At 56.8% G+C, this 26,600-nt stretch carries 21 protein-coding genes and 1 pseudogene; 9 read left to right on the top strand and 13 right to left on the bottom strand.

Features of this window, described 5'->3' with window-relative positions; translation table 11 throughout:
* The first annotated feature begins 26 nt into the window (after positions 1 to 26).
* Positions 27 to 731 carry a hypothetical protein gene (locus tag AC5YUO_RS25265; RefSeq protein WP_496155729.1) on the top strand — a complete coding sequence of 235 codons (705 nt, stop codon included), beginning with the start codon at positions 27 to 29 and terminating at the stop codon, positions 729 to 731.
* A gap of 43 nt (positions 732 to 774) precedes the next feature.
* Here the strand turns inward: AC5YUO_RS25265 and AC5YUO_RS25270 are convergent, their stop codons facing one another.
* The 9 genes from AC5YUO_RS25270 to AC5YUO_RS25310 form a co-directional block, all read right to left on the bottom strand.
* Entirely contained in the window at positions 775 to 1,389 is a 615-nt protein-coding gene (locus AC5YUO_RS25270; RefSeq protein WP_496155730.1) for a hypothetical protein, read from the bottom strand.
* Between the two features lie 168 nt (positions 1,390 to 1,557).
* The gene (locus AC5YUO_RS25275; protein ID WP_496155731.1) at positions 1,558 to 3,060 is read right to left on the bottom strand and encodes a SecDF P1 head subdomain-containing protein; all 1,503 of its coding nucleotides are present in this window, start codon (positions 3,058 to 3,060) and stop codon (positions 1,558 to 1,560) included.
* Between the two features lie 130 nt (positions 3,061 to 3,190).
* A complete protein-coding gene (locus AC5YUO_RS25280) occupies positions 3,191 to 4,234 on the bottom strand; it encodes an ABC transporter ATP-binding protein (protein ID WP_496155732.1) in 1,044 nt (347 codons plus the stop codon).
* A gap of 15 nt (positions 4,235 to 4,249) precedes the next feature.
* The gene (locus tag AC5YUO_RS25285; protein ID WP_080813145.1) at positions 4,250 to 5,092 is read right to left on the bottom strand and encodes a carbohydrate ABC transporter permease; all 843 of its coding nucleotides are present in this window, start codon (positions 5,090 to 5,092) and stop codon (positions 4,250 to 4,252) included.
* On the bottom strand, positions 5,082 to 6,008 hold the full coding sequence (locus AC5YUO_RS25290) for a carbohydrate ABC transporter permease (protein WP_065114191.1): 927 nt from the start codon (positions 6,006 to 6,008) through the stop codon (positions 5,082 to 5,084). Before AC5YUO_RS25290 ends, AC5YUO_RS25285 begins: the two co-directional genes overlap by 11 nt.
* Positions 6,009 to 6,063: 55 nt before the next feature.
* A complete protein-coding gene (locus AC5YUO_RS25295) occupies positions 6,064 to 7,323 on the bottom strand; it encodes an ABC transporter substrate-binding protein (protein WP_496155733.1) in 1,260 nt (419 codons plus the stop codon).
* Positions 7,324 to 7,352: 29 nt separating this feature from the next.
* On the bottom strand, positions 7,353 to 8,963 hold the full coding sequence (locus tag AC5YUO_RS25300; protein ID WP_496155734.1) for an FAD-dependent oxidoreductase: 1,611 nt from the start codon (positions 8,961 to 8,963) through the stop codon (positions 7,353 to 7,355).
* Position 8,964: 1 nt separating this feature from the next.
* On the bottom strand, positions 8,965 to 10,023 hold the full coding sequence (locus AC5YUO_RS25305; protein ID WP_496155735.1) for a LacI family DNA-binding transcriptional regulator: 1,059 nt from the start codon (positions 10,021 to 10,023) through the stop codon (positions 8,965 to 8,967).
* Between the two features lie 371 nt (positions 10,024 to 10,394).
* The gene (locus tag AC5YUO_RS25310; protein WP_496155736.1) at positions 10,395 to 11,087 is read right to left on the bottom strand and encodes a DUF899 domain-containing protein; all 693 of its coding nucleotides are present in this window, start codon (positions 11,085 to 11,087) and stop codon (positions 10,395 to 10,397) included.
* A gap of 494 nt (positions 11,088 to 11,581) precedes the next feature.
* Here AC5YUO_RS25310 and AC5YUO_RS25315 point away from each other — a divergent pair, with 494 nt between their 5' ends.
* The 8 genes and pseudogenes from AC5YUO_RS25315 to AC5YUO_RS25350 form a co-directional block, all read left to right on the top strand.
* Positions 11,582 to 11,866: a YMGG-like glycine zipper-containing protein gene (locus AC5YUO_RS25315; protein WP_496155737.1), complete on the top strand. Its 285-nt coding sequence runs from the start codon at positions 11,582 to 11,584 to the stop codon at positions 11,864 to 11,866.
* A 200-nt stretch (positions 11,867 to 12,066) separates the two neighbouring features.
* Positions 12,067 to 12,741, top strand: coding sequence for a response regulator transcription factor (locus AC5YUO_RS25320; RefSeq protein ID WP_496155738.1), 675 nt, complete (start codon positions 12,067 to 12,069; stop codon positions 12,739 to 12,741).
* 1 nt (position 12,742) lies between these two features.
* The gene (locus AC5YUO_RS25325; RefSeq protein WP_496155739.1) at positions 12,743 to 14,098 is read left to right on the top strand and encodes a sensor histidine kinase; all 1,356 of its coding nucleotides are present in this window, start codon (positions 12,743 to 12,745) and stop codon (positions 14,096 to 14,098) included.
* A gap of 290 nt (positions 14,099 to 14,388) precedes the next feature.
* On the top strand, positions 14,389 to 15,582 hold the full coding sequence (locus AC5YUO_RS25330; protein ID WP_496155740.1) for an efflux RND transporter periplasmic adaptor subunit: 1,194 nt from the start codon (positions 14,389 to 14,391) through the stop codon (positions 15,580 to 15,582).
* Between the two features lie 9 nt (positions 15,583 to 15,591).
* The gene (locus tag AC5YUO_RS25335) at positions 15,592 to 17,541 is read left to right on the top strand and encodes a MacB family efflux pump subunit (protein ID WP_496155741.1); all 1,950 of its coding nucleotides are present in this window, start codon (positions 15,592 to 15,594) and stop codon (positions 17,539 to 17,541) included.
* Positions 17,542 to 18,176: 635 nt separating this feature from the next.
* On the top strand, positions 18,177 to 18,476 hold the full coding sequence (locus tag AC5YUO_RS25340) for a helix-turn-helix domain-containing protein (RefSeq protein ID WP_496155742.1): 300 nt from the start codon (positions 18,177 to 18,179) through the stop codon (positions 18,474 to 18,476).
* The gene (locus AC5YUO_RS25345; protein ID WP_496155743.1) at positions 18,473 to 19,726 is read left to right on the top strand and encodes a type II toxin-antitoxin system HipA family toxin; all 1,254 of its coding nucleotides are present in this window, start codon (positions 18,473 to 18,475) and stop codon (positions 19,724 to 19,726) included. The genes AC5YUO_RS25340 and AC5YUO_RS25345 overlap by 4 nt, the downstream gene beginning before the upstream one ends.
* Positions 19,727 to 20,035: 309 nt before the next feature.
* A pseudogene (locus tag AC5YUO_RS25350) lies at positions 20,036 to 20,356 on the top strand (SDR family NAD(P)-dependent oxidoreductase); the annotation flags it as partial.
* Between the two features lie 566 nt (positions 20,357 to 20,922).
* On the opposite strand, the gene AC5YUO_RS25355 reads toward AC5YUO_RS25350, so the two are convergent.
* The 4 genes from AC5YUO_RS25355 to AC5YUO_RS25370 form a co-directional block, all read right to left on the bottom strand.
* Positions 20,923 to 21,828, bottom strand: coding sequence for a radical SAM protein (locus tag AC5YUO_RS25355; protein WP_496155744.1), 906 nt, complete (start codon positions 21,826 to 21,828; stop codon positions 20,923 to 20,925).
* A 133-nt stretch (positions 21,829 to 21,961) separates the two neighbouring features.
* Positions 21,962 to 22,360 carry a hypothetical protein gene (locus AC5YUO_RS25360; RefSeq protein ID WP_496155745.1) on the bottom strand — a complete coding sequence of 133 codons (399 nt, stop codon included), beginning with the start codon at positions 22,358 to 22,360 and terminating at the stop codon, positions 21,962 to 21,964.
* Positions 22,350 to 22,715, bottom strand: a complete 366-nt coding sequence (locus AC5YUO_RS25365) for a hypothetical protein (RefSeq protein ID WP_496155746.1) — start codon at positions 22,713 to 22,715, stop codon at positions 22,350 to 22,352. Before AC5YUO_RS25365 ends, AC5YUO_RS25360 begins: the two co-directional genes overlap by 11 nt.
* Before the next feature lies 1 nt (position 22,716).
* Positions 22,717 to 25,371, bottom strand: coding sequence for an SMEK domain-containing protein (locus AC5YUO_RS25370; RefSeq protein ID WP_496155747.1), 2,655 nt, complete (start codon positions 25,369 to 25,371; stop codon positions 22,717 to 22,719).
* Between the last annotated feature and the right edge of the window lie 1,229 nt (positions 25,372 to 26,600).

Below are 26,600 nucleotides of genomic sequence, written 5' to 3' on the forward strand. Positions count from 1 at the left end.
TCCCACTCCTGTCGAGAGAAGCAGATTTGGCAAAGAGAAGATTGTTCATCGGCCTAAGCCTGATAATCGCGGTTTTCGGAGCTTTATTTCTCGTCCCCGTCTATCCCGAAGTCCCGCCGCAGTTGCGGGAGCCCGTGGTCGCGCTCAATCTCGACTCATCCGGCGACCGTCTGCTGCTGCGGACGCAGGGATCGGATTTCGAATTTATATTGCCCCCAAACCGCCTGAAGGAACTCTCCGCGACAGGATTTGACCGACTGCGCTCACTCGGTGGCATACGTGTCTATATCGACACGATCAGGCTGCAATCACCGGACGCCGCGACCACCAAAATCACCGTCATGCTCGGCGGATACGATCCCGCTTTGGGCGAAACAAGAGAAGGAATGTTGCCCGAGGCGCTCAGGAGCGATCTTGAAACTCTTGGCTTCGTGCCCTCCAACGGCAATGTCGTCGGTGATTTCGCAACACCGCTTTATATGGTCTGGAGCGCGGATTTGTCAGGGCGGCAATACCCCGCAAACAGCCGTCAGCCATATGACGGGATGGATCTGCTGACACCGACATTATTCGAGGTGCTGGTATTGGAGGGGAACGATCCGGCGCTGGAACGCAACCGGCAACTCAACTCCATGCTGCGACCACTGATCGCGGTTCGGGAGGGCGTCGAGACCGCAATCTTCGCGTTCTTCATGAAGTTCAGCGGCGCAAACCCGGCTCCCGGCGGATGAGCGAGGTAGCGGCGTTGTCCTGAACATCGGCGGCGATTCCCGCTCAGCCCGGGTCACGCTCGATCTCAATCGAAGCGTCGCGTTCCTGAAGGGCGCGGCGCACCTCGGAATGGAGTTCGGCAAGCCGATCCTTCGCTCTCTGATTTTTGGCGAGCAGCGCCATCACCTTGCCGATATCGTGTCGCGATCGTGCTGCTACCCGGTCGATGGCATCCGCCGCCATTGAGACGAGTTGACCAGATGTCAGTGGCAGTTGGAGGCCAGTATGAAAAGAAAGGGCGACGTCCTCGTATCGGCTTAGCCCGCTGCTGCTGAATTCGAGAATGCCATCGATCCTTAGCGGGATTGTATCTTCACCGACGGAGCCAAAAGACAGGCGCTCCGTGAGAAAGTGGACATGCACGCCAAAGAGGCAGATGCTGCCGTCAATGTAACCCGGTTCGGGGTTGAGAGGAAACTCGAAGCTTTTGTCGGACAGCGCGGACAGATCATCGAGGTCAAGATCGATCTGGTCACATCGCAGCAGGGTTTCGTGTGTCTCCGCATCGAATTCGAATGTTGCCAGACCGACGGAAATGGAAGAGAGGCCGGACGGACCGCTTTGAGTGGAATAATATGCGTCCGTCGTCGTGATCGCTGCGGCGGGAAACTTCAGCATTTAAAATGCGCCTCCGATTGTACACGCCATTTCGGGCTTACACGGTTTGAGTGATGTGCCGCTCCGCGGCAGGATCGTCAGCCATTGCGAGACGAAGATTCCCGATCGGTCCGGTATCAAGGAACGAAGGGTGCACCCGGATGCCGGAGGAAATCCTCTCTGCAAGGATTATGGCGCCAACCGCACGATGATCGTGGCCCCGGAAGACGACAATTTCCGTTCGACGGCCAGAGCTTGCGCTGAATCGAGGCCATTGATGGTGACGCTGCCGCCCATGATCGGCTCTCTCACCACCGGCTCGAAGATGACTTCGCCATCAACCAGCAGCTGGGTCTTTTGCCCGAGAGCCGTGCGCGTGAAATCCTCGAAAGTCCTGGCGCTTTCCGGCGTCAATGCAATCTCCACCGCAGGCCCGGCAGCGGGGTCGACGGAGGTTTTCACCTTTGCGACCTTGAGCGAAATCGGCGCAATATTCCCGGCGTTGTCGGCAGAGGTTTTGCCGCCATCGTTCTGGTTGGGAGAGGAAGGCGTACCGGCATCGGCCTTCGGACGGTACTGGCCCAGATCGATCGACGTTTGCCTATTGTTTTCGGGTAATGGTTCAACGAGCTGGCCAGACAGGGCGTTGGCGTTCCATGCATGCGGCGCGGGCAGGACCGGCGGCTGATCCTCCTGCCATATGTGCACAGCCACGGTGACCGTCATGCCACCGACACTTGCGACCGTGTTTTCCAGCACTTCGAGCGTCGAGCCGTCGCGTGTCGAATTGACATAGGTCACCGTCCGTGACTTCGCGGCGCTTCTGACCTGCGCCAGCTGCGCATCTGTCAGTTGCTTCGCGCGGTCTCCGAAACTTGCGATGATGCCATCGATCGACGCTTGCTGCGATTGCAGCAGGGGAACAGGATCGTAGGTCACCTTCGCGCTGAACGTGGCCGTTTGCCTCGTCTTGTCGGCAGCTTCGAGTTTCCACACGGTGTTTGTCGGGACGAGCATGCCTTTCAGCTCTTCATTGCCTGCAACCGTCCACTCCTGTCCAATATCGGCCGTGAAAGCTTCGGGAGACTGTCCAAGCACCAGGGTCATGATTTCAGGCGCAAGAGCGTCGATAATCGTGAGAGGACTATTTTTGACGGTCTGGAGCATACGGGAGGCTGTGCTATCCGGCGTGGAGGAGGACAGCAGCCTTTCCATATTGGCGACGATCTGATCCGCGCCGATCAGCGCCGTCGGAGTACCGCTCGGATCGGCCTCGAATTCCAATTGCTGAACGCCGTAGGCGGCGAGTGAATTGCGAAACATGGCGTTCATCGGATAGGAATCCGCAGCGTCCGCCGCATCCGGTGGCAGATCGGCGGAAAGCCTCCATTTCACCCGCATGCCCTCGTCGTCCCGCGACAGCACCGTCGCCGATTGACGGAAATCGCCACGCATGACAACGGCGGATGCTTCCGGCTTGTCGAGCCAAAGCGACATGTCGGTCTCGGTCGTCTTTTGAACGCGATAATGACGCTCAGTCGCGACGGCAGGCGCGTAAGGCGGAACGGTCACGCTCTCCGCCGCCCGCGCGGGGGCGACTGCTACCGTTGCCTGGAATATCAGTCCGGCAGCGAGAAAGAGGGGAGAGACCGGACCGATAGTGCGGCGCGTTGCGTTCGTGCGAATTTGCATGCCCTCCGGTTACGGCTTTTCCAACAGGTGACATGCGGTTTTCGAGTTGTCTATGCCAAGTTCGACGCCATCCGGCCTCCGTGGGCAATGATTTTTAATCATTGAATAATGTCCTGCTTTGCGATCCCATCTAGTTGAGGCGTTGATTGGTCGCGGCATCAAACAAATGGATCGCTGCCAGATCCGGCTGAACATGGATGGTCGCGCCCGGCTGCGCCTGCACACGTTCGCGAAAAACACCGATGACCTGATGATCGCCGAGCATCATCGTGACCTGCGTTTCCGACCCCATCGGCTCCACCAATAAGACGGTCGCGGGTAGGCCGTGCTCGGCCAGTTCGAAATGTTCCGGGCGGATGCCGTATATCGCATCGCCCGAGACGTGGTCGGGCGGAAGGGGCAGGACGACGCCGTCAGCCTCGAAGCCGTCGGCGGTAAGCCGTCCCTTGATGAAATTCATCGCCGGCGAACCGATGAAGCCGGCGACGAAGGGATTGGCCGGCCGGTCATAAAGCTCGAGCGGCGCCCCGCATTGCTCGACCCGTCCGGCATTCATCACCACGATCTTGTCGGCCATGGTCATGGCTTCCACCTGGTCATGCGTGACATAAACGGTCGTGACGCCGAGGCGCTGGTGCAGCCCCTTGATTTCGCCGCGCATCACCACGCGCAATTTGGCATCGAGATTGCTGAGCGGTTCGTCGAACAGAAAAACCTGAGGATTGCGGACGATTGCGCGGCCCATGGCGACACGCTGCCGTTGCCCGCCGGAAAGCTGGCGGGGAAACCGTTCGAGCAACGGTGTGAGCCCCAATATGTCAGCTGCCCATTTCACCCGCTCGGCGACCTCCGCCTTGCTGCCGCCGCGATGCTCGAGCGAGAAGGCCATGTTTCGGGCGACGGTCATATGCGGATAAAGCGCGTAGTTCTGAAAGACCATGGCGATGTCGCGGTCTTTGGGTTCGATCTCGTTGACGACACGGCTGCTGATCGAGATATCGCCGCTGGTCACGGTTTCAAGGCCTGCGATCATGCGCAGAAGCGTGGATTTGCCGCAGCCCGAAGGGCCGACGAGGACAACGAATTCGCCATCGGCAATATCGATATCGACACCATGGATGGTGGCGAGTGCGCCATAGCTTTTCTTGACGGATCTAAGGGTAACGGGTGCCATGGGTCAGCCTTTCGGTTAGCCTTTTAGGCCGGTATGGGCGAGGCCTTCGACGAATTGTTTCTGCGCGACGATGAAGACAATGAGGACGGGAATGGCGGTCATCGTTGCGGCGGCAAGCTGGATGTTCCACATCGGCCCGCCATAGGCGTCGGTAAATTGGGTCAGTGCCTGGGGCAGGGTGAATTTGTCGGGGCTGGAGAGAAAGACGATGGGTTCGAGATAGAGGTTCCAGCTGCCGAGAAATGTGAAGATCGCAACGGCCGCCAGCGCCGGACGGGCAAGCGGCAGGGCGATGGTCCAGAATATCTTGAACCGGCCGAGGCCATCGACCCGGGCGGCTTCCTCCAGTTCCACGGGTAAGGAGATAAAGAACTGGCGCATGATGAAGGTGGCGAAGACCGCCGGTGCACCGAAGATCGGCACCAGGATCAGCGGCCAGTGTGTGTTGATCATGCCCCATTTGAGAAACATCCGGAACAGCGGAACCAGCGTCACTTCGGACGGGATCAGCAACCCCACCAGCACCACCATGAAGATGGCGTTGGCGAAGGGGAACCTGATGCGTGCAAAGGCATATCCGGCCATCGAAGCCACTGCCATGGTGCCGATGGTGACGATTGCGGCGATATAGGCGGAGTTCCAGTATTGCAGCGCGAAGGGCTGTATTCTGAAAACGTCGGAATAGGAGGAAAAATCAAAGGCGCGCGGCCAGATGTCAGGCGGAAAGGCAAATATCTGGCTGACGGGTTTGACCGACGACGTGACCATCCACCAGGTCGGAAAAACGAAGGGGACAAGCAGCACGCAGAGTATGAAATAGATAAGCGTCTGCGCGCGTGGGCTGAGTTCAGTTTTCATAGAATACGAACTTTCTGCGCAGGTGCCATTGAATGAAGGTGAGCGCGCCGACAATGACCAGCAGGATGATGGAGAGTGTCGAGCCATAACCGAAGAGGTAGAACTGGAAGGCCTGCTGGTAGAGGTAATAAACGAGAACCGTCGTGGAAAAGCCCGGCCCGCCCTGCGTGAGGATCATGATCTGCGCAAAGACCTGCAACGCGCCGACGATGGTGACGATGGAGGCGAGCAGGATCGTCGGGCTGATCATCGGCAGGGTGATGCGATAGAATTGCTTGAAACGCGGCACGCCGTCGACGCGCGCGGCTTCGAACAGTTCCCGCGGCACGCCCTGTAGTGCGGCCAGAAACAGGATCATGTTGAGACCGAGATTCTTGAGTGCCTGCACGACGATGACCGAGATCATCGCCGTCGTGGGGTGGCGCAGCCAGTTGGGACCCTCGACGCCGATCATTTGCAGGAGGCCGTTGATGCCGCCATTGTTCTGCAGAAGGAAACTCCAGACGATTGTCCAGGCGACCAGCGACACCACCACAGGCGAAAAGAACAGCGTGCGGAACACGGTCATGAAGGCCAGTTTCTGGTTCAGGAGCAGCGCAAGCCCCAGCGCCAGGCTCATATTGAGGAGCGCAAGCCCGGCCGAGAACACGGCGGTCACCGCCAGCACCTCGCCTATGGCCGGGTCGCCGAGCAGCTTCTGGTAGTTGGCGACGCCGGTGAACCGGAACGACCCCGCCAGCACATTCCACTCATGCAGCGAATACCAGAAGACCAGCACCAGCGGCACGAGCACGAAGACAACGATACCGATGAGTTGCGGCGCTATGAACAGATAACCGGTGGCGGCGTCACGGCGCGCCATGGTCCAGAAACCGCGCCTAGCCTGTGTCTGCGCTGTCTGGAGGGCAAGCGTCATGGCTTTTCTTCCTTCTGCTTTTCGCATCCACTGAAAATCGGATGACTGCCAAGCGTCAATTGGCCGCCAGCAACGGATCGAGACGGCCGCAAAGCGCTTGCAGGACAGCCGCGACATCGGCATCGGGGCGCCAGAGACCGTCAAGGCCGGCGCGAACAGTCTGTTGCAGCCGGGCAAAATTGAGAACCTGCTGCGTCGACTGGCCCGTGGCGACGCCGCGAATGACCACGGCCTCTATCTGCTCACGCGACAGCAATGGGTTGGCGGCCGCCAGCACATCGGCGGTGAGCAAGCTCTGTCGTGCCGGCGGGAAAAACCGCGCGAGCTTGGCCACATTAGGCTTGGAGGAGAAAAACGCCAGGAATTCCGCCGCGAGCTTCGGGTTTTTGCCGCTGGCCATGACGCCAATGCCTGCCCGACCTGTTACGGCATAGTCACCTGCAGGTCCTTTAGGCAACGGCACGAGATCCCAGTCGAAGGCCTTGTCGCCTTTCGGCAGCAGCGCTGCGCGGCTGATCTGGGTGGTCGTCATCGCCGCATCCCCGGCAAAAAAGTCGGCAGAAACACCAGGCCCCGGCATGGCTTTTTTCACGAAGATCGCATCGTGGATGAAGCGCATCGCATCAACCATCTCCGGGCTGGCAAAAGCGCAGGACTTGGTATCCTTCGACCAGGGATAGGCATTCCAGCCGGTATAGACTTCGGCAAGGTTCTCCCAGGCCTTGTATTCGAAATCACGGATGATCAATCCCTGTTTGCCGGTGGCCGCGACTTTCGCAGCCGTCGCAATGGCATTGTCCCAGTTCCATTCGCCGGCAGCGATCATCTCCGCGGGCGTCTTTGCGCCTGCTGCCCGGATCATGTCGTTGTTGACGAAGACGCCGAAGGGCGATGTCGAGAAGGGATAGAGATATTGTACTCCTTCATACGACCAGGCGGTGAGTGTTGCCGGGGGGAAGTCGCCCATGTCGTAACCTTCTGTATTGGCAAAGGTTTCGGTGAGGGGATAAAGCGCCCCGGCCGCCATGAAGTCAGGTGCGGTGGTGTCGAACAGCCAGGCCAGATCGGGAGGGTTGCCGCCGGCGATCTGGGTGGTCAGGGTGGTGGCATAGCCTTCGTAGGCAAGCGAATCGTAGGTGATCTTGACGCCGGGATGGCTGGCCTCGAACTCATCGGCGATCTCGTTGAAGAGGGCGAGATGGGCTTCGTTGGCGCTCCAGATGGCCATCCGCAATTCCTGCGACAAAGCCGGCGAAACCAGCCCTGACGTGACCAGAAAACCGGTCAATGCAATTTTGACTATACTCCTGCGCATGAATAATCCTCCCAGATTATACGTTTTGGCTAGTAGCCGCGAATATCAGGCCAATGGCGCTCCACCCCTTGGCGTTCGATGTGGGTGTGAAACTCCGCCAGGCGCTTTTCATCGGCATGCACGCCATGCGGGGTCTCGCCCCTGTCAAGGCAATAGGCGGCCAGCATGCCGGCCACTTCGCCGATATTCCATTCGACTGGATGCAGCCTGTAACAACCATTGGTGATATGCGTCGTGCCGATATTCTTGGATGCTGCCAGCAGGTTCGTTTTGTGGCGGGGAATAAGGGCACCCAGCGGAATTTCGAAAGGGCAGGCGCCGACATCGATATAGTTATCGCCGCCCGTCGAGGGGTGCAGGTCGATGCGGTACATGCCGATACCGATACTGTCGGGGTAATGCACCGCGCCGCGATCGCCGCGCACCGCAAGCGACAGATCCTGTTCCACCACCGTGGTCAGGGCACGAATACGACGGCTTTCACGGATATAGGGCGCCATGGCCAGTCCATGCTCCGTGCCGGTAATGTCGCCGCGCAAACGCAGGCCCGGAAAACCCTGACCACCATCCGGGCGGGGCGCCTCGGTCTGCATCCAGTAGAACATGGAATAGGAGAGGCTTGCCGCATCGGCCAGCCGCTCGGCATATTGTTCGGGGGTAACGTCGATGATCGGTGCCTCGAAATAATCGATCATCGGCCAGTTCACGAGGCAGATATCGCTGGCATAGGCGCCGGGCCGAAATGTATGGCGGGCGGCAATGCGGCGGAATATCCACAGGCTCATATCGCCGGCGCTGTGGCGCTGGTCGGCAACGTCGCGTGTTGCGTTGTCGACCGGGTTGGGATCGAAGAACCGGCGGCTGCGCTCCAGCGTCCGCGGATTGGGCGAGTCCCAGCTCAACAGCGGGCCGCCCCAGAATTCGGGGGCAACCTGACGCCAGTGGTCGTACCGGGCGGGTTTGTCGATGACATGATTGCCGTCAACCTGATCGACGGCGAAGCAGATCGAGACGGCTTGCTGATTGTCCGGTTGCGCCTGCGCCGGCGCGCTCGGTTCGCCGGTTTCGGATTGCGCTTCGAAACCCGTGACATAGTCGGTCGCGGTCAGCGGCAGCAGGTCCCCCAGTTCGGTGGCGTCGATGATATAGCGGGCCGAGCAGGAGATGAGATCGCCCGTATTGCAATGGCGCAGTGTCACGGCCCGCACGGTATCGCCGTCGACGTCGGCCGCGACCGGCTCATAGGGCTTGAGGATGGTCAGCTTGCCGCCCGCCGCGTAAGGGGCAAGCATCGCCTCCATCACCGCCAGCGAAACGCGTGGTTCGTGGCACAGGCGAGAGACATTTCCGTCACCGGGGTTGAGCGTCAGATCGGCCCGGGCCGCGTCTGTCAGCGGATAGTGGTCGCGGTAATATTGCCGCACGCCTGAGCGCAGGGCGCGATAGCTGGCGGTGATCCCGAACTGTTCCACCCAGCTGTGTTCGTCGGGCGGCACCGCCTGGCTGGTCAGCTGGCCACCGATCCATTCGAATGCTTCGGTCAGGACAACGCTGCGGCCGTTGCGCAGGGCGCCAAGCGCCGCCGCCACGCCGCCAAGTCCGCCGCCAACCACAAGAATATCTGCATTGTATTCTCTCACGTCAGGTTCTCTTTCCTTGAGTTGGGCCTTGAGTTGGGGAAGCAAGCGTTTCGCCCGCCACGATGTCGCAGCCCAGCAATATCTGCTTTACGGGGCCGGGAGGGCTGGTGAGGGTCTCGACCAGCATGGAAGTTGCCTGCCTGCCCATTTCTTCGCGAGGAATGGCATAGGAGGTGAAGACGCGTTGCGACCGGAGCGTATGGGTTCGCGTGCCGCTGCCCAGCACCACGATGGAGAGATCGTCGGGGACGCTCACCCCCTGGGTCCGGGCATGATTGTCGAAGATCACCGCTTCGGCCACTTCGGCGAAAAAAACGACACTCGCTCCGCTGGCGCGAACGGCGGCCAGCTGCTCGGCCGGATCGCCATTTTCGCTTTCGTGGGAATAGACCAGCTCCGCCGCGTCCTTGATTGCGGCCAGAAAACCCAGCCAGCGGTCGCTGATGGATTCAGCCGGGCCCGTCGCGCCGATAAAGGCGAAACGGCGATGGCCGGCGACAAGGGCCTCCCGCACAAGAGCATGCGTGGCGGTGACGTAATCCGCGCCGACATAACGCACCGGCCCGCCGGCATCGTCACGGCGACCGACCGCGACGTAAGGGTAGTCGCCGGCAACCAGCTGGGCCAGCTCATCGCGGTCGAACAGACTGCCCAGGATAAGGCATCCGTCAGCAAGTCGAAGCCGACCCGTTTCACCGAAAATGCGCTTGCGGCCATTGTCGTCGCGCGCCGCCGCCGTCATCAGCAGAAGGTCGTAGCCCAACCTCTCCGCTTCCTCCTCGATCCCCATCAGAAACGGCGTGTAGAAATCGGCCTGCGCGATTGGAAAAGCCGGCTGATAGGTGAAAACACCCAGAATGCGGTTGGCACCCTTGACCATGCTGCGCGCGACGGGATCCGCCACATAACCGGTATCCCGAATGGCCTTCAGCACACGCTCGCGCGTTTCCGGCGGAATACGGCCTTCCGCGGATTTCGCCTCGTTGAGCACGAGCGAAACCGTCGCCTGGCTGACGCCCGCGAAGATCGCAATGTCCCGTTGCGTCAAGCGCCTAACCATCGAAACCTCATCTCCCAATGACTGCTAATTCGTATTAGCAGCTTATACGTATAAACAAGGTTTGCGAGAGGATGTCAAGAGTGAGACGGATCGTTTCATTCACGGGGCCTATCAGACATTTCCCCGCAATAGGCTGGCCGCCGCCGGCAGCGCCCGTTGTTTTGACAGCGATTTCTGTCTGATGGGTCCGAGTCCCGATCTCATCAAGATCAGGACTTGGTCCGTGTCGAGGAACGTAGCAGTTCGAGGCGGCCGAAGCCGCCCTGCCAGAACCGGGCCTGCGCCTTGCCGCCGTTAGTAACCAGAACGGGATGACGACCGCTACCGTCGGTCACCGCTTGCGGCAATCGCATGGGCAAACGTAAGGACTGCTATTCGTACCGATCGTGGCGGCGCACCCAGTCCATTCCTTCGGCTTCATTGCGTCCCTTCGGCGCGAGATCGAGCAGCTGATAGGTACCCATCATCGCCTCGACGCCGCGCCCATAGGTGGAGTAGGTGCGGAAGACCTGGCCGGTATCGTCCTTGTAGAAGGCGCTGATGCCCGGCCATTCCTCGCCCAGCTCCGGCCACTCTCCGAAATTGTAGTCGATCTTGCCGGAGGCGACTTCGTCAGGTGTGAAGCTGACACGGAAATCGTGATTGAAGTCATTTCCGAAGGACGACACCCATTTGAACTGCCAGCCCATCCGTTTACGATACCGCTCGATGTCGGCGAGCGGTGCGCGCGATACGGCGGTCATGGTAACGTCGTGATGCGCCAGATGCTTGTTCATGCCATCGGTATGATCGGCCATGAAAGAGCAACTCGGGCAGCCTTCCTTCCATCCCGGCGCGAACATGAAATGCTGCACCAGAAGCTGCGATCGACCATCGAACAGATCGGCAAGCGTTCGGGAGCCATCGAGCGTATCGAACACATATTCCTTCTCGATCCGTACCCATGGCAGCGCCAGCCGCTTTTGGGCAACCTCGTCCCGGTGTCGAGTAAGCTCTTTCTCCGCTTTCAGAAAATCCCGCCGGGCGGCGAGCCAGTCTTTGGCTGAAACGATTTTGTGGTTCATTGTCAGTCTCCTCGGGTTTCGGGGGATGGACATTGCCGCCAGTAAGCGGAAGCGAGCTTCAGCCAGGGCGACAGGTGAAAGGGGCTCATCAGCAGGTACATGAAGGCCATGCCGCTGATCGGCAGCGCGCCCGGTGGGGACGCGCAGATCCCAGCCTGCATTGGGTCGACCGCGCGAGGAAAACGGTCCTGAACCGTCAATCCCCATATGAACATGAACATCGGCAAGGGTCTGCTCTAGTCATTTCGACCCCTCATCCTCAAGCGCAGCGATGAACACGGCGACGTTGGAGCCTATCGATTGGACTGGCGGAATTACCTGACAATAACTTATCGCGAACACGCACATCCTACACGAATTTTCGCTTTCGAACGGTGTCGATGGCGACGGTTCTGCGTAACTTCCACGTAATTTTCGGTGTCCATACGTCTCGGCCTTGGTGCGCCTCAACGGTCGACGGGCGACCGTATCGGCGATGGATCGAAAGGACAGACATGAAAAAGATCATTTCAGGCGTACTCATTTGTTTGACGCTGACAGCGTGCAGCCGGACGGAAAAGGCCGCCGGCATTGGCGCGGCCAGTGGTGCAATCATTGGCGGACTGGCAAGCGGCACCTGGCAAGGCGCTGCAGTGGGAGCCGCCGCAGGTGGCGCAGGAGGAGCCGTGGTAGGCAACATCAGCGAACGTAACGACAGGAACCGCCGCGACCGCTGGGAACAACAGGACCGACGCAACTACGGCTGCAGATATCCGGACTATTACGGTCGCTGCCGATAAAGATTGTTGCCCGGGCGACGCGCGGTCAAGGGCGAGATGGATGCCGGACGAACTTCGGTTTCGCCGGTATCCTCGTCCGCAGCGGTTTCGGGCGTCCAACAACGGACGTCACGACCGTCGCGTTTATCTGAACCGGTGCCGCAGTTATGCTGTAGAGACTATCGGGAATGATGGTCCGTGATTTGACTGATTAGGCGATTATGAAACTTCTACTTATCGAAGATGATCCGGAAATGACGGATGCCTTGAGGGTAGCTCTCTCGCAGCATGGCATCGTTCTTGACGCCGTTGGAGATCTGGCAACGGCGCGGGAAGCGATCGCTATGGCGGATTACGATATTGTCCTTATCGATCGGCAATTGCCGGATGGTGATGGCAGTACCTTTCTCGCCGATTTGCGTAGCGTGGGTTCAAATACGCGATCGATCATCATCTCCGCTCTGAGATCGACCGACGAGCGAATTTCCGGCCTCAATGACGGCGCTGATGACTATTTGCCGAAGCCGTTCGAAATTCCCGAGCTGATTGCCAGAATGAGCGCTGTGCTGAGGCGGGCGCCGACAACCGGCCTGTTCGTCCTGTCGGCAGGAAACGTCACCTATGATCGTGTTTCATGCGATGTGCATGTCAACGGCATCAGGCTTGCGCTCACCCGCAGGGAACTGCTTATCATTGAAACTCTTCTGAGAAACCGTGGTCGTACGGTGTTGCGCTCGTCCCTTGAGGGCCAGGTCTATTCCTTTGACGATGAGATCCAGTCGAATTCACTGGAATCCAATATGTCTCGCCTGCGCCGAAAGCTTGGCGAAGCGGAGGCCGACATTGTTATCAAGAACATTCGTGGCATAGGCTACTACCTTCATGAGCAGAAATAGGATGACCAGCACATCCCTTCGCTGGCGATTCACTTTTGGTTTTATTGTCCTGCAGCTCTGCGCGGTCATCGCCTCGCTCAGCCTGGTTTTCTATCTTCTTTCTGGCCTCAAGCCCGATGTGGCGATCACGTCCATCTGGCTGTCTCAGGAAATCGCAGACTCGGTCCGTCTCGAGCCGAATGGCCGGGCCCATCTGGTGCCGACGGCCAAACTTAAAGAGATTATGGAGGAAGCGCCGGACCTGTGGTTCGTGGCAGACCTGGGCAAAGATAAAGATATTGTCCTTGCACACGGTGCGCCTCCCGGGAAAATTGCCGACAATATGCCATTCCTGCGGACGTTCAGAAGCGTCGAGCTCCATGGTGATCTGAACGATCCGTTGAGTGTCGCCCGCATGGAGCGTTTCGACACAGAGGCCGGTGAGGCAACGATTTTTGCCGGCGGTGTTTCGATGTCCCAATATGGTGTGACCGTGCTGTTGGGGAACCTTGCCATCGGCGTGCCGGCGCTTATCCTCGTCGCCATTTCTCTCATTGGCGTTCCGCTTGTCACACGCTGGGCTTTGCGGTCCTTCAGCGATCTGACGGGGCGTCTCGACAGGATTGATCTCGACACACGCGGCGCTCTGGTGGAAGAGCGTGGCTTGCCCAATGAGGTGCTTCGCCTGGTGCGCGACATCAACAGGGCGCTGCGTCGTCTCGATAGTGGCTTTGAGGCGACGGAGCGTTTCTTCGTCAACGCGGCGCATGAACTTAGAACGCCGATCGCTGTCCTGCAGGTGAGAATCGATACTCTTTCACCAGGTGCGGACAAGACACACCTGCAGACGGCCATCAAGCGACTGACAGCGATCGCGAACCAGCTCCTCGACACCGAGAAGTATCGGCAAAAGCCTCAGCAGAATGCACCTGTCGATCTCAACAGAGTCGTATCGAAGGTGGTCGCCGACCTTGCTCCCCTGGCCATCGCCGAAGGCTACGAGATTTCGTTCGACAGCAACGCGGAAAAGCTGTTCGTTCCCGGGGATGCCGAAGCTCTGGAGCGTGCATTCGTCAATCTGATACGGAATGCAGTCCAGTACGGAGGTGGAAGAGGACAGATATCGGTCGGTATTGAGGCTGACGGTAGCGTGACTGTCGCCGATCAGGGCTGCGGAATTGCCGGCGACAAGCATTCGCGCATATTCGAGCCGTTCTACCGGGTCAACCCTCATGGCTCAGGTGCGGGTCTGGGGCTCAGTATGGTCAACGAGATCGTGACCCGCCATGGCGGTTACGTCGAGCTTTCTTCCGCGCCGGGCAAGGGCAGCACCTTTGTGGTGCGCTGGCGCGATATGCGCGTTTTCCGCCAGCCGTAGGGGAACCCGCCGGTTGCGCCGGCTGGTCGATGAGACGGTTTCATTTGTGGATAGGGCCGTTATGGCACTCAATGTCCCCCGGGCAATCTCTGCCATGCCATCAACCTGGCAAGCACTCTTTGTCGCCCGGTCGACTTTGCAATGGGCACCAAACACACCAGGCGTGACAACGGCCAGGTAATGTCGGGTTCCTGACCAGCGGCCAGCCGGGACGGCCGCTCTCCGTAATTTTTGCGTAATTTTCGTGACGGAGAAAGCCCGCAATTCTCAATAGCACGGACCATGGCTTGATGACACGACACATTACCCGCAAGCGTCTGTTCCTGGCGGCAGTGACCCTTGTGGGTCTGCTGGTTGTCTGGAACCAGTTTCTGCGTCCGCCGGCGAAGCCTGAACTGGTGACCACGCAGGCGAGAACGGGTGACATTGAAGAGGTCGTGTTGGCGACAGGGGTTCTCGAACCGCTCGAGCTGGTGCGTGTCGGCGCCCAGGCGTCGGGTCGCGTTGAGCGTCTTGCGGTCGAGATCGGTGACGTCGTCGAGGCTGGCCAATTGGTGGCCGAGATCGATTCCCAGACCCGGCGCAACACCTTGCGGGACCGGGAGGCCGCCTTGGCCAACATCCGTGCCGTCCACGCCGCGCGTATGGCCGGTCTGGTGAAAGCCCAGAAGGATTTCGAGCGAGAGCGTGAACTGCTGGCGGGAGGCTCGATACCCCGTGCCCAGTATGACGCGGCTGTCGCCACGTTAGACAGTGCGCGGGCGGAGGTCCAGGCGCTCGACGCTCAGATCACCCAGGCGCAGGTCGCGCTGGCGTCTGCGGATATAGAGCTGGGCTATACCCGCATCACCGCCCCGATCGCCGGCACCGTGGTGGCGATCGTCACCGACGAAGGTCAAACCGTCAATGCCCTGCAGACTGCGCCGACCATCGTCATGATCGCGCGATTGGACAGAATGAAGGTGCGCGCGGATATTTCCGAGGCTGACGTCGTGCGTGTACGGCGGGGCCTGCCGGTCTGGTTCAGCATTCTTGGCGACCCGAAGCGCCGTTTCGATGGGGAGTTGCGACAGGTGGAACCGGCCCCCGCCTCCATCGCCAACGAAGGCAGCACCGCCGTAAGCGGGCCTGGCTCAACCAAAGGTGCTGTCTATTACACCGGGCTGATCGACGTCGCAAATGCGGACGGGGTTCTGCGGCCCTCCATGACGGCGCAGGTGTCCATTGTTCTCAGCCGCGTCAGCGGCGCCGTGCTGGCGCCGCTGAGTGCTGTGGAGGGTGCGCCGCGAGCTGGCGACACGGCGCGCATCCGGGTGCTCGACGCGGCAAGCGAGGTCCAGGTCCGGCAGGTTCAGGTCGGCGTCGATAACGGCGCGGACATCCAGATCCTTAGCGGTCTTCAGACAGGCGAGATCATCGTCCTGGGAACATCCACGGATGAGCGCACAGATGGTCAGTCTCAACTGGCCGCGGCGCAGCGGTAGGGCGGCGTCATGACGGAGCCACTGATCCGCGTACGCGGGGTATCCCGCGCTTTTCCCGCAGGCGACGAGATGGTGCGCGTGCTGAAAGACGTCGACCTCGACATAGAGGCCGGCGAGATGATGGCCATCATCGGTGCCTCGGGTTCTGGCAAGTCGACCCTGATGAACATCCTTGGCTGCCTCGATCGTCCAACGACTGGCAGTTACTGGATCGAAGGGCGCGAGACGTCGAAGATGGCTGTGGACGAACTGGCGGCGCTACGCCGTGAGCGGTTTGGGTTCATCTTCCAGCGTTATCATCTGCTTGGCGACCTCAGCGCGGCGAGTAATGTCGAGGTGCCGGCTATTTATGCCGGACGCAGCCGATCCGACCGGCACAAGCGAGCCATCTCCTTGTTGACCCGACTGGGCCTGGCCGAGCGGACGGGCAATATCCCTGGCAAGCTGTCTGGCGGCCAGCAGCAGCGGGTGTCGATCGCCCGCGCCCTGATGAATGGCGGCGAGATAATTCTGGCCGACGAGCCGACCGGAGCACTGGATACCCACAGTGGCGCCGAGGTTATGAAGATCCTGCGCGAGCTTCACGCCGAAGGGCACACCATCATCCTGGTCACCCACGACAAGAAGATCGCCGACCACGCGGATCGGGTTGTAGAGATCAGCGACGGCGTTATCATTTCCGATGAGCGCAATATATCCAGGTCCGCTGCGACGGCCCGTCCCATCCGCGAACAAGCGCCGGGCGCTGGCTGGCGCGGCGCAATCGATCGGATGACTGAGGCCTTTCGTATGGCGGGCGCGGCAATATGGGCGCACAAGATGCGCTCGCTTCTAACCATGCTCGGCATCATCATCGGTATCGCCTCGGTGGCGGCTATATCGGCCCTGGGCGCTGGCTCGCAGCAACAAATCCTGAGCAGTATCAGTTCGCTCGGCACCAACACGATAGAGGTGCGGGCCGGGAAAGGCTTCGGCGATCTGGAAGCTGGGCGAATACGGACCCTGGTGCCCGCCGACGCGGAAGCCCTGGCGAACCAGCCCTATGTCGACAGCGTGACGCCAACCGTCACGACGAGCGTAACTGTCAAGCGCGCCGCTGTGGCCGTCAATGCGTCAGTCACCGGAGTTGGCGCAGACTTCTTTCGTGTACGGGGCCTTGAGCTGGCGCGTGGACAACTGTTCGACGCCCAGGACGTTACCGCCTATAGCCAGAATGTGGTGATCGATGCAAACGCCGCGCGGGACCTGTTTCCAGACCGGGTAAACCCGGTGGGACAGGTCATCCTTCTGGGCACAATGCCGGCGAGGGTTGTAGGTGTGACGAAACGGGAAAACTCCTTCGGTCCGGCGATTGATACATTGACGGTTTATGCGCCTTACACAACCGTCATGGGCCGCATGCTAGGTCGTCCGAATGTCGACAGCATAACTGTCCGTATCAGAGACGATGTCGATCCGGGCAATGTCGAGGCCGCGGTTTCGCGCCTTATCGAGCGTCGGCACGGTGCGAAAGACTTCTTCCTCACCAACTCGGCGACCATTCGTGAAACCATCGAGACCACTACGCAAACCCTGACGCTGCTGATATCGTCAGTCGCCGTGATCTCGCTGATTGTCGGCGGCATCGGCGTGATGAACATCATGCTGGTGTCCGTGACCGAGCGCACCAAGGAGATCGGGGTTCGTGTGGCCGTCGGCGCTCGCCGCAGCGACATCCTTTCCCAGTTCCTGATCGAGGCCGTCATGGTCTGCCTTGTCGGCGGCTTCATGGGAGTGATGCTCGCCCTCGGGATCAGCGCTCTTTTCAATTTGCTGAGCCCCGACTTCAAAATGATCTTCTCTTCAGGCTCTATCATGGTGGCCTTCGCTTGCTCAACCCTGATCGGAATCGTCTTCGGCTTCCTTCCCGCCCGCAATGCGGCAAAGCTGGACCCGATCGAAGCCCTGGCGCGCGACTGATGGCCCGCAAACGTCTGCTTGGTTGTGATGCAACGATATTCGTGTCCAACGTAGATGTGATCGCAAAGGGCAGACGGGAGGGCAGAGCAACTCTAGCATGGCAGTCCGTTGTTGAGCGCGTTTGAATGCAATCTCACGGGCTGTGCATTAGCGGTCCTTAAGGCCCCGCCATATCTTCAGACAGGCTGACTCAATTGGCGTAACAATGTTTGCCTTGTCGGCTTTAGGGCACCCGGCTACGGGGAGGTAACGATGGCAATGAGGTCAAAAGCGGCCTTGCAATCCTGTCCCCGTTACTCCCGGTTGTTATGATTGAATCCCGCGTAATGTCACGAGACTGATGCTGACACGGCTGCATCTAACAACCTGCGCCGGGCGCCGAATGGTGTTGCTGCAATTGATATTGGTTGAGCGTCCATGCGCTCGGAACCGTCCTTTCTTTGGTGCTGGCTGGCCGCATTGGAACCAGAGACTCTGCCTGTAACCCATGGGTGGAAAAAACCGCGATGATGACGTGTCCTGCAATGCGCGGACAGTCATAGAGCCCGAGTTTTCCGGGCACACGCGCTACTTGCGATTTATTTAAATGCTATTATATTTGCATTAATATGCATTATCTCTATCTAGGTGATAATATGTTGGCATTTAATATGTCGTCCCTCGCGGAGATTATCAGGGGTCTGGCGGACAGAATGAAGCGCCGAAGGATCGAGCATGGATTGACCCAGCGTGAACTGGCTGCAAGATCGAATGTCTCTTACGGATCGCTGAGGCTATTTGAAGAAACCGGGAAAATCTCCCTCGAAAGTCTCGTGAAAATTGCGTTTGCCCTTGAGGCGGAGGCTGAGTTCGAAGGCTTGTTTCCAGCTCGGCCGCCGCAGAATATCGAGGATGTCATTGATCGTCCTCTCAAGCAGCGTGTGCGCCGGAAATGAAGTTCAAACCAATCCAGCAGATGAGCGTTTATCTGGAGCTCGAAGGCAACGAGAGAAAGCTCGGCACGCTTGCCTGGAGTGGCAGGGAACGGAAGGCATATTTCGAGTACGCGGCGGAGTTTCTGGCTGTGCCCCTTTTGATGTCACCATTCCATATGATGGCCTCTGCTGAATTGATTGCAGCGCCTCGCGATCCGTTTGACGGGCTTCATGGGCTATTCAACGACAGCCTGCCGGATGGGTGGGGCCGTCTGTTGCTGGATCGCCGTCTCCAGCGGGCCGGCATCGACTATACCCGGCTTACTCCGATCGACCGTCTCTCGGCAGTGGGCCGAACGGGAATGGGGGCACTTTCATACGTTCCTGAACTGCCAGACGATCAGAAACAACAGAACGTCACTGATCTCGATTGGTTCGCTGATCAGGTGGAGTTGGTGCAGACTGAAATGGACGTTGCCGACATCGATAGCCTGCAGGGTGCGCAGGGTGGATCAGCGGGTGCGCGGCCGAAGATCATGATCGGCTTCAACAAGGCGGAAAACACCTGTGTTCTGGATTACGGCCAGCCGTTGAATCCGGGGTTTGAAAGGTGGATGGTCAAAGCTGCCAGTCCCTATGATCCGCGGGAGATCGGCGCCGAAGAAAAAGCCTATGCGCTCATGGCGGTCGCTGCAGGATTGACGATGGCCGAAACCCGGCTGTTGGAGACCCGGAAAGGAAGACGACTTTTTGCGACGAAACGTTTTGACAGGATACCCGCCGGCAGGCTCCACATGCACACGGCAAGCGGCCTGCTGAACGCCAGTCATCGTGAGGCCACCCTGAATTATGAGCAACTGCACAAGCTTACGCATATGATGACCCGCGACGCTGCGGAAGTCCTCAAGATGTTCCGAAACATGGTGTTCAATGTCTATGCCAAAAACCGAGACGACCATGCGAAGAACCACGCATTCCTTATGGACGGGAATGGTCGTTGGTCTCTGGCACCCGCATACGATCTTACTTTTTCGTCCGGACCAGGCGGAGAGCACAGCACGGCAATAGCCGGGGAAGGCAGAAACCCCGGCATGTCTCACCTTCTGGCCGTTTCAAAAGGGGCCTCGATTTCAGATCAGGATGCCCGGGAAGTTATCGAACAGGTTCGAGCGGCCGTAGAGCGCTGGCCGCAGTTTGCTGAAGAAGTTCAGCTATCCAGATCCCGCACTGCTGAACTCGACAAATTCCTGAATGGTAATCGGCTGGCTTAGTGATGGAGGTCAATCTGATCCACGGCGGAGAGGATCGGAGGATCAGTGCAGACAACGACCGTATCGGTCGCCCGTACGTTGCGCAGAAGCCAGATGAAACCAGCACCTGAAAAAGGAGATAATCAATACTCCGGCGCAGCAGGCTGTTCCGACCAAAGCGGCCACTTGCGAGCAGTCGGATCTGTACACCCCTTTTGGGGACTGAGAGCAAACCCAGCGTGCACTAACCGGATCGCCCGATGGGGCAGGCCACTTGGCCAGAAAAAAAATGAGGGATGGGCGAGTGCTACATCCGGTTTGCGCGTCGATTTTGCTTTCCTGTCGGCGCGTGTTGGCTCGATTGGCGATAACCGGCTGGGCGGTTGGATTTCCTACCGCGCCGCGAAGGCCGCTCAAAATCAGATCATTCGAACCGCGGCGATCGAAATTGCCCGCACCAACCGCCAAGCCATCATCGTCGCGCTGCATCCCGGGACAGTCGATACGGACCTTTCCCAACCGTTTTCGAAGGGCAGAGACCGGTTCACTCCGGATCAGTCCGCTGCGCGTCTTTTGGAAACGATCAACGGTCTCGACCAGAGCCAGACAGGTCAATTTTTTGCCTATGATGGCTCAACTATAGAATGGTGAGTTCTGGCATATGTGGTCGCTACCAACAGTCCGGTAGCAAGGGTGGTGCAGTGATCAGCCTCTCAATGTCGGATAATCCCAGTTCCCTTTCAATCGATCGCGAGCGCGATCCAACAAGTCACTATATTCGGCTTTGATAGGGCAGACCAATTGCTTCTCAAGGTCAGCCAACAGTCTATGCAGTACAGCGCCCTCGGCAGTGCTTTCGAAACAAGAGGCCTCCGGTGTTGACGCATTGTTGTCTTCGCACCACCGTGATAACAGCTCGAATAGCACGATTGACTCTTCAGACGTGAGTTGGATTTGCGCGCTATCCGGCGCTGAGTTCTGTTCGACTGTCATGAGGCAAATTCGCATGGGCTCTGGAGGTCCGCAATCGGCCACTCGCGGTCTTCCGCTGTGCGCCAAAAGCGGACATTCGGTCCAAGCGAGGCGTCGCCCGATTTGGGGCCGTGGAACGAACCATCCGCTCCTAAGACAATCATTAATGAAAGCAGGCATTCAGGGTGATCTAACGGAGTGGACATGCGCTTTCCAACAACCATCTAAATTGTCGAGAACGATTCTTAGCGGTTCCCGCAGACCACCAATTGGTCAAAGATAGGACAGCCGTTCATGCAATTTTTCTTGTGTGAGCAGCCTCCGCATCGGTTGGAAGCAAAATACTCTCTAAATGAACCGACATTCGGCGAGTTGTGCCATATGTCGAGAAGGGAATTCTCATCATGCAGTTGGTCCCCTTCCACCAATCCACTTTGAAACGAACAGGGATATATCCTCAAGTCCTCGGAGACATACAGCGAGAACCGACCCGCGTCGCAAGCGTCCACCAGCGCAGTGCTCGCATCCGTCCTTGCAAATACGCCGCTCACACAGCAGGCGTCGAAACCGACCTTTAGTTTGGCCTGAGGAGACGTCGCCAATTTGAAGAACTCTTCAACCCTTGGGCTATTTCGGAGCAAACGATCCTCAAAGACCTTTCGCCCGGATGGCTTATAATTCAGAAAGACTAAAGCATTAATATGTCTTAGGAATTCTGGAGGCGTGGTGAGCCACTCGATAGCGGTGTCGACGCTGTGGCTATCGATGATGAAGTGGACGTTTGTCTTGATCTTATGGGCGGCAAGCAGTCTCAACGTCTCGGCGGTTTCAAGGTATGGGGGATAGGCCGACACCGCCACCGCCCCGCAATGCTGCTTCGTCGCCGCTAATATGCTCTCCGTCAGGCCTCGACCGTTCGTTGTATAGTTGGGGACGATCCCCTTAGTCGCGGTGTATTCGAGAATTTCCTCAAAATCTGGATGCTGGTTGGGGTTGCCGCCCCCGAGGGCGACCTGGAACGTTCCCATCGCTGCGGCCTCATCAATAACGCGCTTATAGTCCCGCAGTGCCATGTGGGAGCCGTGTTTGGTCGAGGACTTATAACAGAACACACATCCCTTGTCGCACCAGTTCGTGATGGATATATCCATCAACTCTGGTCCATGCGGCGACCAAAATGGTTCGGGTTTTCCCGCATCTGGCACGCGCGCGAAGAAGCCGGTTCGCGCGTTAGAGAACGTGGAATATCCCAAGTCCTTATAGCGGTTTACTCTGAGACTCAAACTACCAGTAGTTGTCGTATGCATTTATGTAAAACCTTTCGGACTCAATCTCGAATATTTCGGTGCAAAGGACCGTTTCCGCGAGGCATTCTTCGCTGCTCAGATGTCCCGTCGTTACTGTTTTTCCCTGCTTTACTGCTTCGCGCATTCGGTCCAAGACTTCGCTCGTAAAGTCACGTTTCCCCTCCAAGGCATCTACTTCCTCGATCGATTGGAGGGTTTCTCCCTGCTCAATGCTAGACTTTAACTGGTAGAACATCGACTCGAATAGCGATGCGACGGGACTATCCGCGCTTACACCTGCCGCGCCGAAGAAATCCTCCTTCGAAATCATCTCCTTCGATATGTAGACGAATGACGTCGATGAGCTGTTAGAAACAAAATCCATTTTAATTTTCATGTTCGTCCTCCAACTTCCGAATGCAGTCGACTACAGTTTCGAGAATGTTGTCCTCATAGGCATCGTTCATGAGGCCACTGTCTTGCCTGAATTCTAGTATGTGATTCTTCTCCAGCTCGTCCTCTTTAAGATATACATCGTGGGCACATTGGAGATATTGGGAGAGAGATGGGTACTCAACGCAATAGTACCGATCGTATTCTCTTCTAAGATCGGTAGAAGCTACGAAGATATGGTCGTAAACCGATTTGAAGAGCTGTGCACCAAGAGTAGCATTCTTGATCTTGAGAACGCCCAGAAAATCGCTGAACTCGGGAATGACATTTACGGACAGAATTAACATTTCGTCATCCATCTCACTGAGCCTCCATCGATTGCAGAATTTCGGCAACCAAAGTGTCGACGGACCGCGCCCTTGCGGGTAGAACCAGCTGCACTGCCTCGTTCAAAATTACGTCGCTTGCATTGGCAGTGAAAAGCTCAGCGGCCTTTTCACGCTCGTACCATCCGGCAGACGCCGCGATGTGCAGGAAGAATGCCCACCATTCGGCAGGGCGGCCTTCCGAGATACCGTTCGAATTAGCCTCGCACACCTGCTCGACAAACTGGTTTAGCTTTCCTCGCCAGTCGGTAGAAAAATCATATCTGTTGGTGAAAAGAACTACAATTAGGTCGTCATGCTTGTCTGAATCCAAGCAATTGAGGTGCTCAATCAGGATGTTGATGTTTAACAATTCTGCTCGGTTTCCACGTCGCAGCAGTAGCATTGTAGCTTGCCGCACCCGATCAGGGAACACAGTATCTGTAAGGAGTACTTTCAACCGCTCGACATCTTGCATATTTTGCACGTTTGGGGGCAACAGATGCACACTCAATGAATAGTGTTGCAAAAAGTCGTCAGCAGCTTCGCAAGCTTGGATGGCGGCCTTTACTCCTTGCTTTCGACCCAGCAAATAGACGTATCGGTATACCCCCTCGAAAATTGGGCGGCCAGAAAGAGCGGACAGGGCGTTTGCCAAGGCCTCTGCGCTTTGCAGGTTGGATACGAAACTGTAGGCGAGAACGAAGTCCCGCAATTCGTCGTACGTGAATGAGATCACGAGATCACCCAGGCTTGCAAGGCCGGCTGGCGTCATTTCCTGCCTCAGGATGACGTCATCTGCGACGAGGCGACGAACGATCTCTTTCTCGACCTCGGAAAAACCTCGAACAGAGATCGTTGAGAAATCGTCAGCGCTGAGCATCGCAGAAACGATCTTTATCAGCGTTGGAAATGCCGCTGCTTTCAAGTTGTCTGGAAACAGCTCGATTTTTCTTCTCAAAAATTCTTCAAACAGGTCACCCTTGTAAATGTCGGACATATAACCGACATCCTCTCCTTCATGGCTTTCGGAAAAGATCCGAAGAAGTAATAGGTCGTCCTGCAGAAACTCTTTCGCGACGCGAGAAAGGCGCCCTCTAATTTGGAAATGATCGAGGTACGATCGGAGAAGTCTCCTCTTGCTCGCGTCAGTCATTTTTGCGCGAAGGTCCGAGACCCTGTGGACTTTATCTCTGAATGGTTCATCTAAGAGCGATGCGTACTTCTCATCAAAGAATTCGCTACGACAGGTAACCACAACCTTGACCAAATCATATTGGCAGACGGCGTTACAGAAGTCTTTTAGCTCCCCGTTAAACTCCTCGAGATTGTTCACTTCGTTGATGCCGTCGATAACTATAAGAAACGGCCTCTCGAACTCAGTCGCTACTTTGTTGAAAAAATCCAAGTACTGATGGATAGATGAGTAATTTGGTGCGTATCGATTATTGGATATAAATCCGAGCAGGCGCTGGCGAGGCTGATAACTATTCAATTCCCTCGCCGGTATATAAATGCATGGAAGATCGAATGCGCGAAACTGCCTGTCGACGAGATCGCAGACGAAGTTAGTTTTACCTTGTCCAGCCATACTGGTAATCAGGAAAATCTTGTTCCGCATTAGAGCAATTAGGGAGCGGGCCTCTTGAAGCTTGTAAGTAAGCCCGGTTGCTATGCTCTCAGCGCGGAAACGGACGATCGACCAAGCAGCCGAATCCTCGTCTTTTGGAGAGTACTTTTTCCCATACTCGCGGTGGTTCCAGGACAAGGGCCCAACCTTGCGAAGCTCTCGTTCGATAGCCCTGTCGACTTCACCGAGCCACGACCATAGTTCTGAGAAAGTGGCTAGGTCAGAACCTATAATTTCGCTCTGTATTTCAAGATTAATTCTCGGTTCGTCTCCGAGCTTAAGCAGATCGTTCAAATCTGAATATTGAACCCTTCTGAGGGTATCTTGGACTTTCCTGTAGAAAAACAGAGGATGGGCGAAAAGTCTCATCTCCTCTTTTGTTTTATGGGTTTCGACAAATATGCTTGGGATGTACTTTTTTGAATTTTTCTCTATATCAATTTTGCTTTTGGAGAACTCTAGGAATTTGTCTAAATCAGCACGGAATTGCAGGTGCTGATCCCGTTTCGTGAACTCTGAAGAAAGATATGCCTCGATGCGCCCGAGCTTCGTCGTCTCAAGACGGCGCAAGTGCGAAACGATATCGTCGATATCGATGATATCGGTTGCGGGATCGAAATTTATGGGAAGTGTAGAGATCGCGTTGTTCAACGCCTTAGCCGTATAACTAGACTGCTTCTCCGTAATTGTTAGAACGTAAACGCGCTTAAAATGCTCTTCCAAGCTGTGCTCTTGGAACTTCGTCAACGTTTTGACCACCTTGTCGCTAGAGGCGTCTGTTGTAACCTGGAACGAGATTTTTGATTTCCTGCAGCCAAGGTCTACAGAAGGAAAGTTCTGCTGAATCTCGTTCTGGTTTTGGAGTTCGGGACAGTCGAATAACTCCTTGAGTAGCGGAATCAGGAAATCTTCGGTCACGGAATTGATGTCGAAACGCGCCGCTGCATTAAGCGCCCTTATTTCATGCCCTAGACGGCCAAGATACCTTGCGCAATTGTTTAAATATTCATCTCTATTCATTCAGTTGGGACCAGCTTCTGCATCAACCTTCGCTATCTGATTGCTACTCAATGGTATTCAATTCTTCAAGTTTTTGGCGCGAAAAATCGCATGATCACCACAATAGGTCGTAGCAGCCATCTTGTATCTATCACGGCCTTAACGCGACACGCTGCCGCACCCGGTGCGTCCTGCGTCTGCTATCTGGGCTCGGCTAAGGGATGCCGTAGGACCGAAATGAGGGTGCAAAACCGCCGTCGGGCAAGCGTTTACTTCATGACGAGTTTGGCCAGAAGTGAACATAATGCTAGCTTGTCGATGAAGCCAAAGTGAAAAGTTGTTTTGACTGGCTGCCGTGGTTGCCGCCTGCATATTTCGACTTGAAAATATCTATGTTTTCAAGGAATTAACACTGTTTCCCTAGTTTCTTTGGCTTTAGGGAAGGATTTTTGTTTCCCCGTTCATCCCCACCCTGTTTGCCTGCTCTATACTGCGCCTGTTCCGCGATGAACCGGGAAATATCCCGGTTTGAAGTGGAGCCAGCGCTGGCTATGAGAGAAAGACGTCACTCTCATATTTTGGGGTATGACAGGGAAAGCCCTCTGGCAATGACCGGAGGAGAGATGGAATCTGGTTTGTGGTGGGCCTTTCTATTTCTCCTAACGCATTGGCTGAAGGACTCGCTCTGACAGGCATAACCGCTGATGAGGGGCACTGATAAGTGTCTTTATTTTCCACAGGTGGCAATTTTCAGTGCCCCGTTGCAATGCCCATCGAGCTTAAGGCGGATGGGAAAAAGAGATGAAGCTCATAACACGGTCGCAACTGCGTCGCGTGATAGGAAAGGTGTGTTCAAATGAGTCTCTATGAGATGTATGTCCTTGCTGCTCGTGCAGAAACAGCCCTGATGAGGCTAAGAGCGGCGAAGGTTATGAATCGTCGGCGCAAGAAGCAATATTTACACAATCAGAAGAAGAATTCGAGTTTGGAGGCCGAGATGAAGAGGGAAGTCCAACTTCGACCTGGGAGGCTCCCATAAACATATATTTATACAAATACATAAGCAAAAACATATAAAATATATGCTGCGATAAATTATGTATAAATAATTGAGAGCAGGTGAGAATCTGCGTGCGGAATCTTGCTTTTACGGCCTGCAATTTGCGAATTGTGGGACGATGGCGCGTAAATATATGATTTTTATGTTGAAATTACTGGATTGACTGGAGAATGATTATGCGTGGAAACTA

The organism is Agrobacterium sp. LEGMi-208b (assembly GCF_059511785.1).

Excerpts from the sequence above, each read along its gene's own strand:
- AC5YUO_RS25320 (WP_496155738.1), top strand. The coding sequence starts at position 12,067 with ATGAAACTTCTACTTATCGAAGATGATCCGGAAATGACGGATGCCTTG.
- AC5YUO_RS25340 (WP_496155742.1), top strand. The coding sequence starts at position 18,177 with ATGTTGGCATTTAATATGTCGTCCCTCGCGGAGATTATCAGGGGTCTG.
- AC5YUO_RS25285 (WP_080813145.1), bottom strand. The coding sequence starts at position 5,092 with ATGAAAACTGAACTCAGCCCACGCGCGCAGACGCTTATCTATTTCATA.
- AC5YUO_RS25290 (WP_065114191.1), bottom strand. The coding sequence starts at position 6,008 with ATGACGCTTGCCCTCCAGACAGCGCAGACACAGGCTAGGCGCGGTTTC.
- AC5YUO_RS25310 (WP_496155736.1), bottom strand. The coding sequence starts at position 11,087 with ATGAACCACAAAATCGTTTCAGCCAAAGACTGGCTCGCCGCCCGGCGG.
- AC5YUO_RS25370 (WP_496155747.1), bottom strand. The coding sequence starts at position 25,371 with ATGAATAGAGATGAATATTTAAACAATTGCGCAAGGTATCTTGGCCGT.
- AC5YUO_RS25280 (WP_496155732.1), bottom strand. The coding sequence starts at position 4,234 with ATGGCACCCGTTACCCTTAGATCCGTCAAGAAAAGCTATGGCGCACTC.
- AC5YUO_RS25365 (WP_496155746.1), bottom strand. The coding sequence starts at position 22,715 with ATGGATGACGAAATGTTAATTCTGTCCGTAAATGTCATTCCCGAGTTC.
- AC5YUO_RS25315 (WP_496155737.1), top strand. The coding sequence starts at position 11,582 with ATGAAAAAGATCATTTCAGGCGTACTCATTTGTTTGACGCTGACAGCG.
- AC5YUO_RS25270 (WP_496155730.1), bottom strand. The coding sequence starts at position 1,389 with ATGCTGAAGTTTCCCGCCGCAGCGATCACGACGACGGACGCATATTAT.
- AC5YUO_RS25355 (WP_496155744.1), bottom strand. The coding sequence starts at position 21,828 with ATGGATATATCCATCACGAACTGGTGCGACAAGGGATGTGTGTTCTGT.
- AC5YUO_RS25335 (WP_496155741.1), top strand. The coding sequence starts at position 15,592 with ATGACGGAGCCACTGATCCGCGTACGCGGGGTATCCCGCGCTTTTCCC.
- AC5YUO_RS25275 (WP_496155731.1), bottom strand. The coding sequence starts at position 3,060 with ATGCAAATTCGCACGAACGCAACGCGCCGCACTATCGGTCCGGTCTCT.
- AC5YUO_RS25345 (WP_496155743.1), top strand. The coding sequence starts at position 18,473 with ATGAAGTTCAAACCAATCCAGCAGATGAGCGTTTATCTGGAGCTCGAA.
- AC5YUO_RS25305 (WP_496155735.1), bottom strand. The coding sequence starts at position 10,023 with ATGGTTAGGCGCTTGACGCAACGGGACATTGCGATCTTCGCGGGCGTC.
- AC5YUO_RS25325 (WP_496155739.1), top strand. The coding sequence starts at position 12,743 with ATGACCAGCACATCCCTTCGCTGGCGATTCACTTTTGGTTTTATTGTC.
- AC5YUO_RS25360 (WP_496155745.1), bottom strand. The coding sequence starts at position 22,360 with ATGAAAATTAAAATGGATTTTGTTTCTAACAGCTCATCGACGTCATTC.
- AC5YUO_RS25295 (WP_496155733.1), bottom strand. The coding sequence starts at position 7,323 with ATGCGCAGGAGTATAGTCAAAATTGCATTGACCGGTTTTCTGGTCACG.
- AC5YUO_RS25330 (WP_496155740.1), top strand. The coding sequence starts at position 14,389 with ATGACACGACACATTACCCGCAAGCGTCTGTTCCTGGCGGCAGTGACC.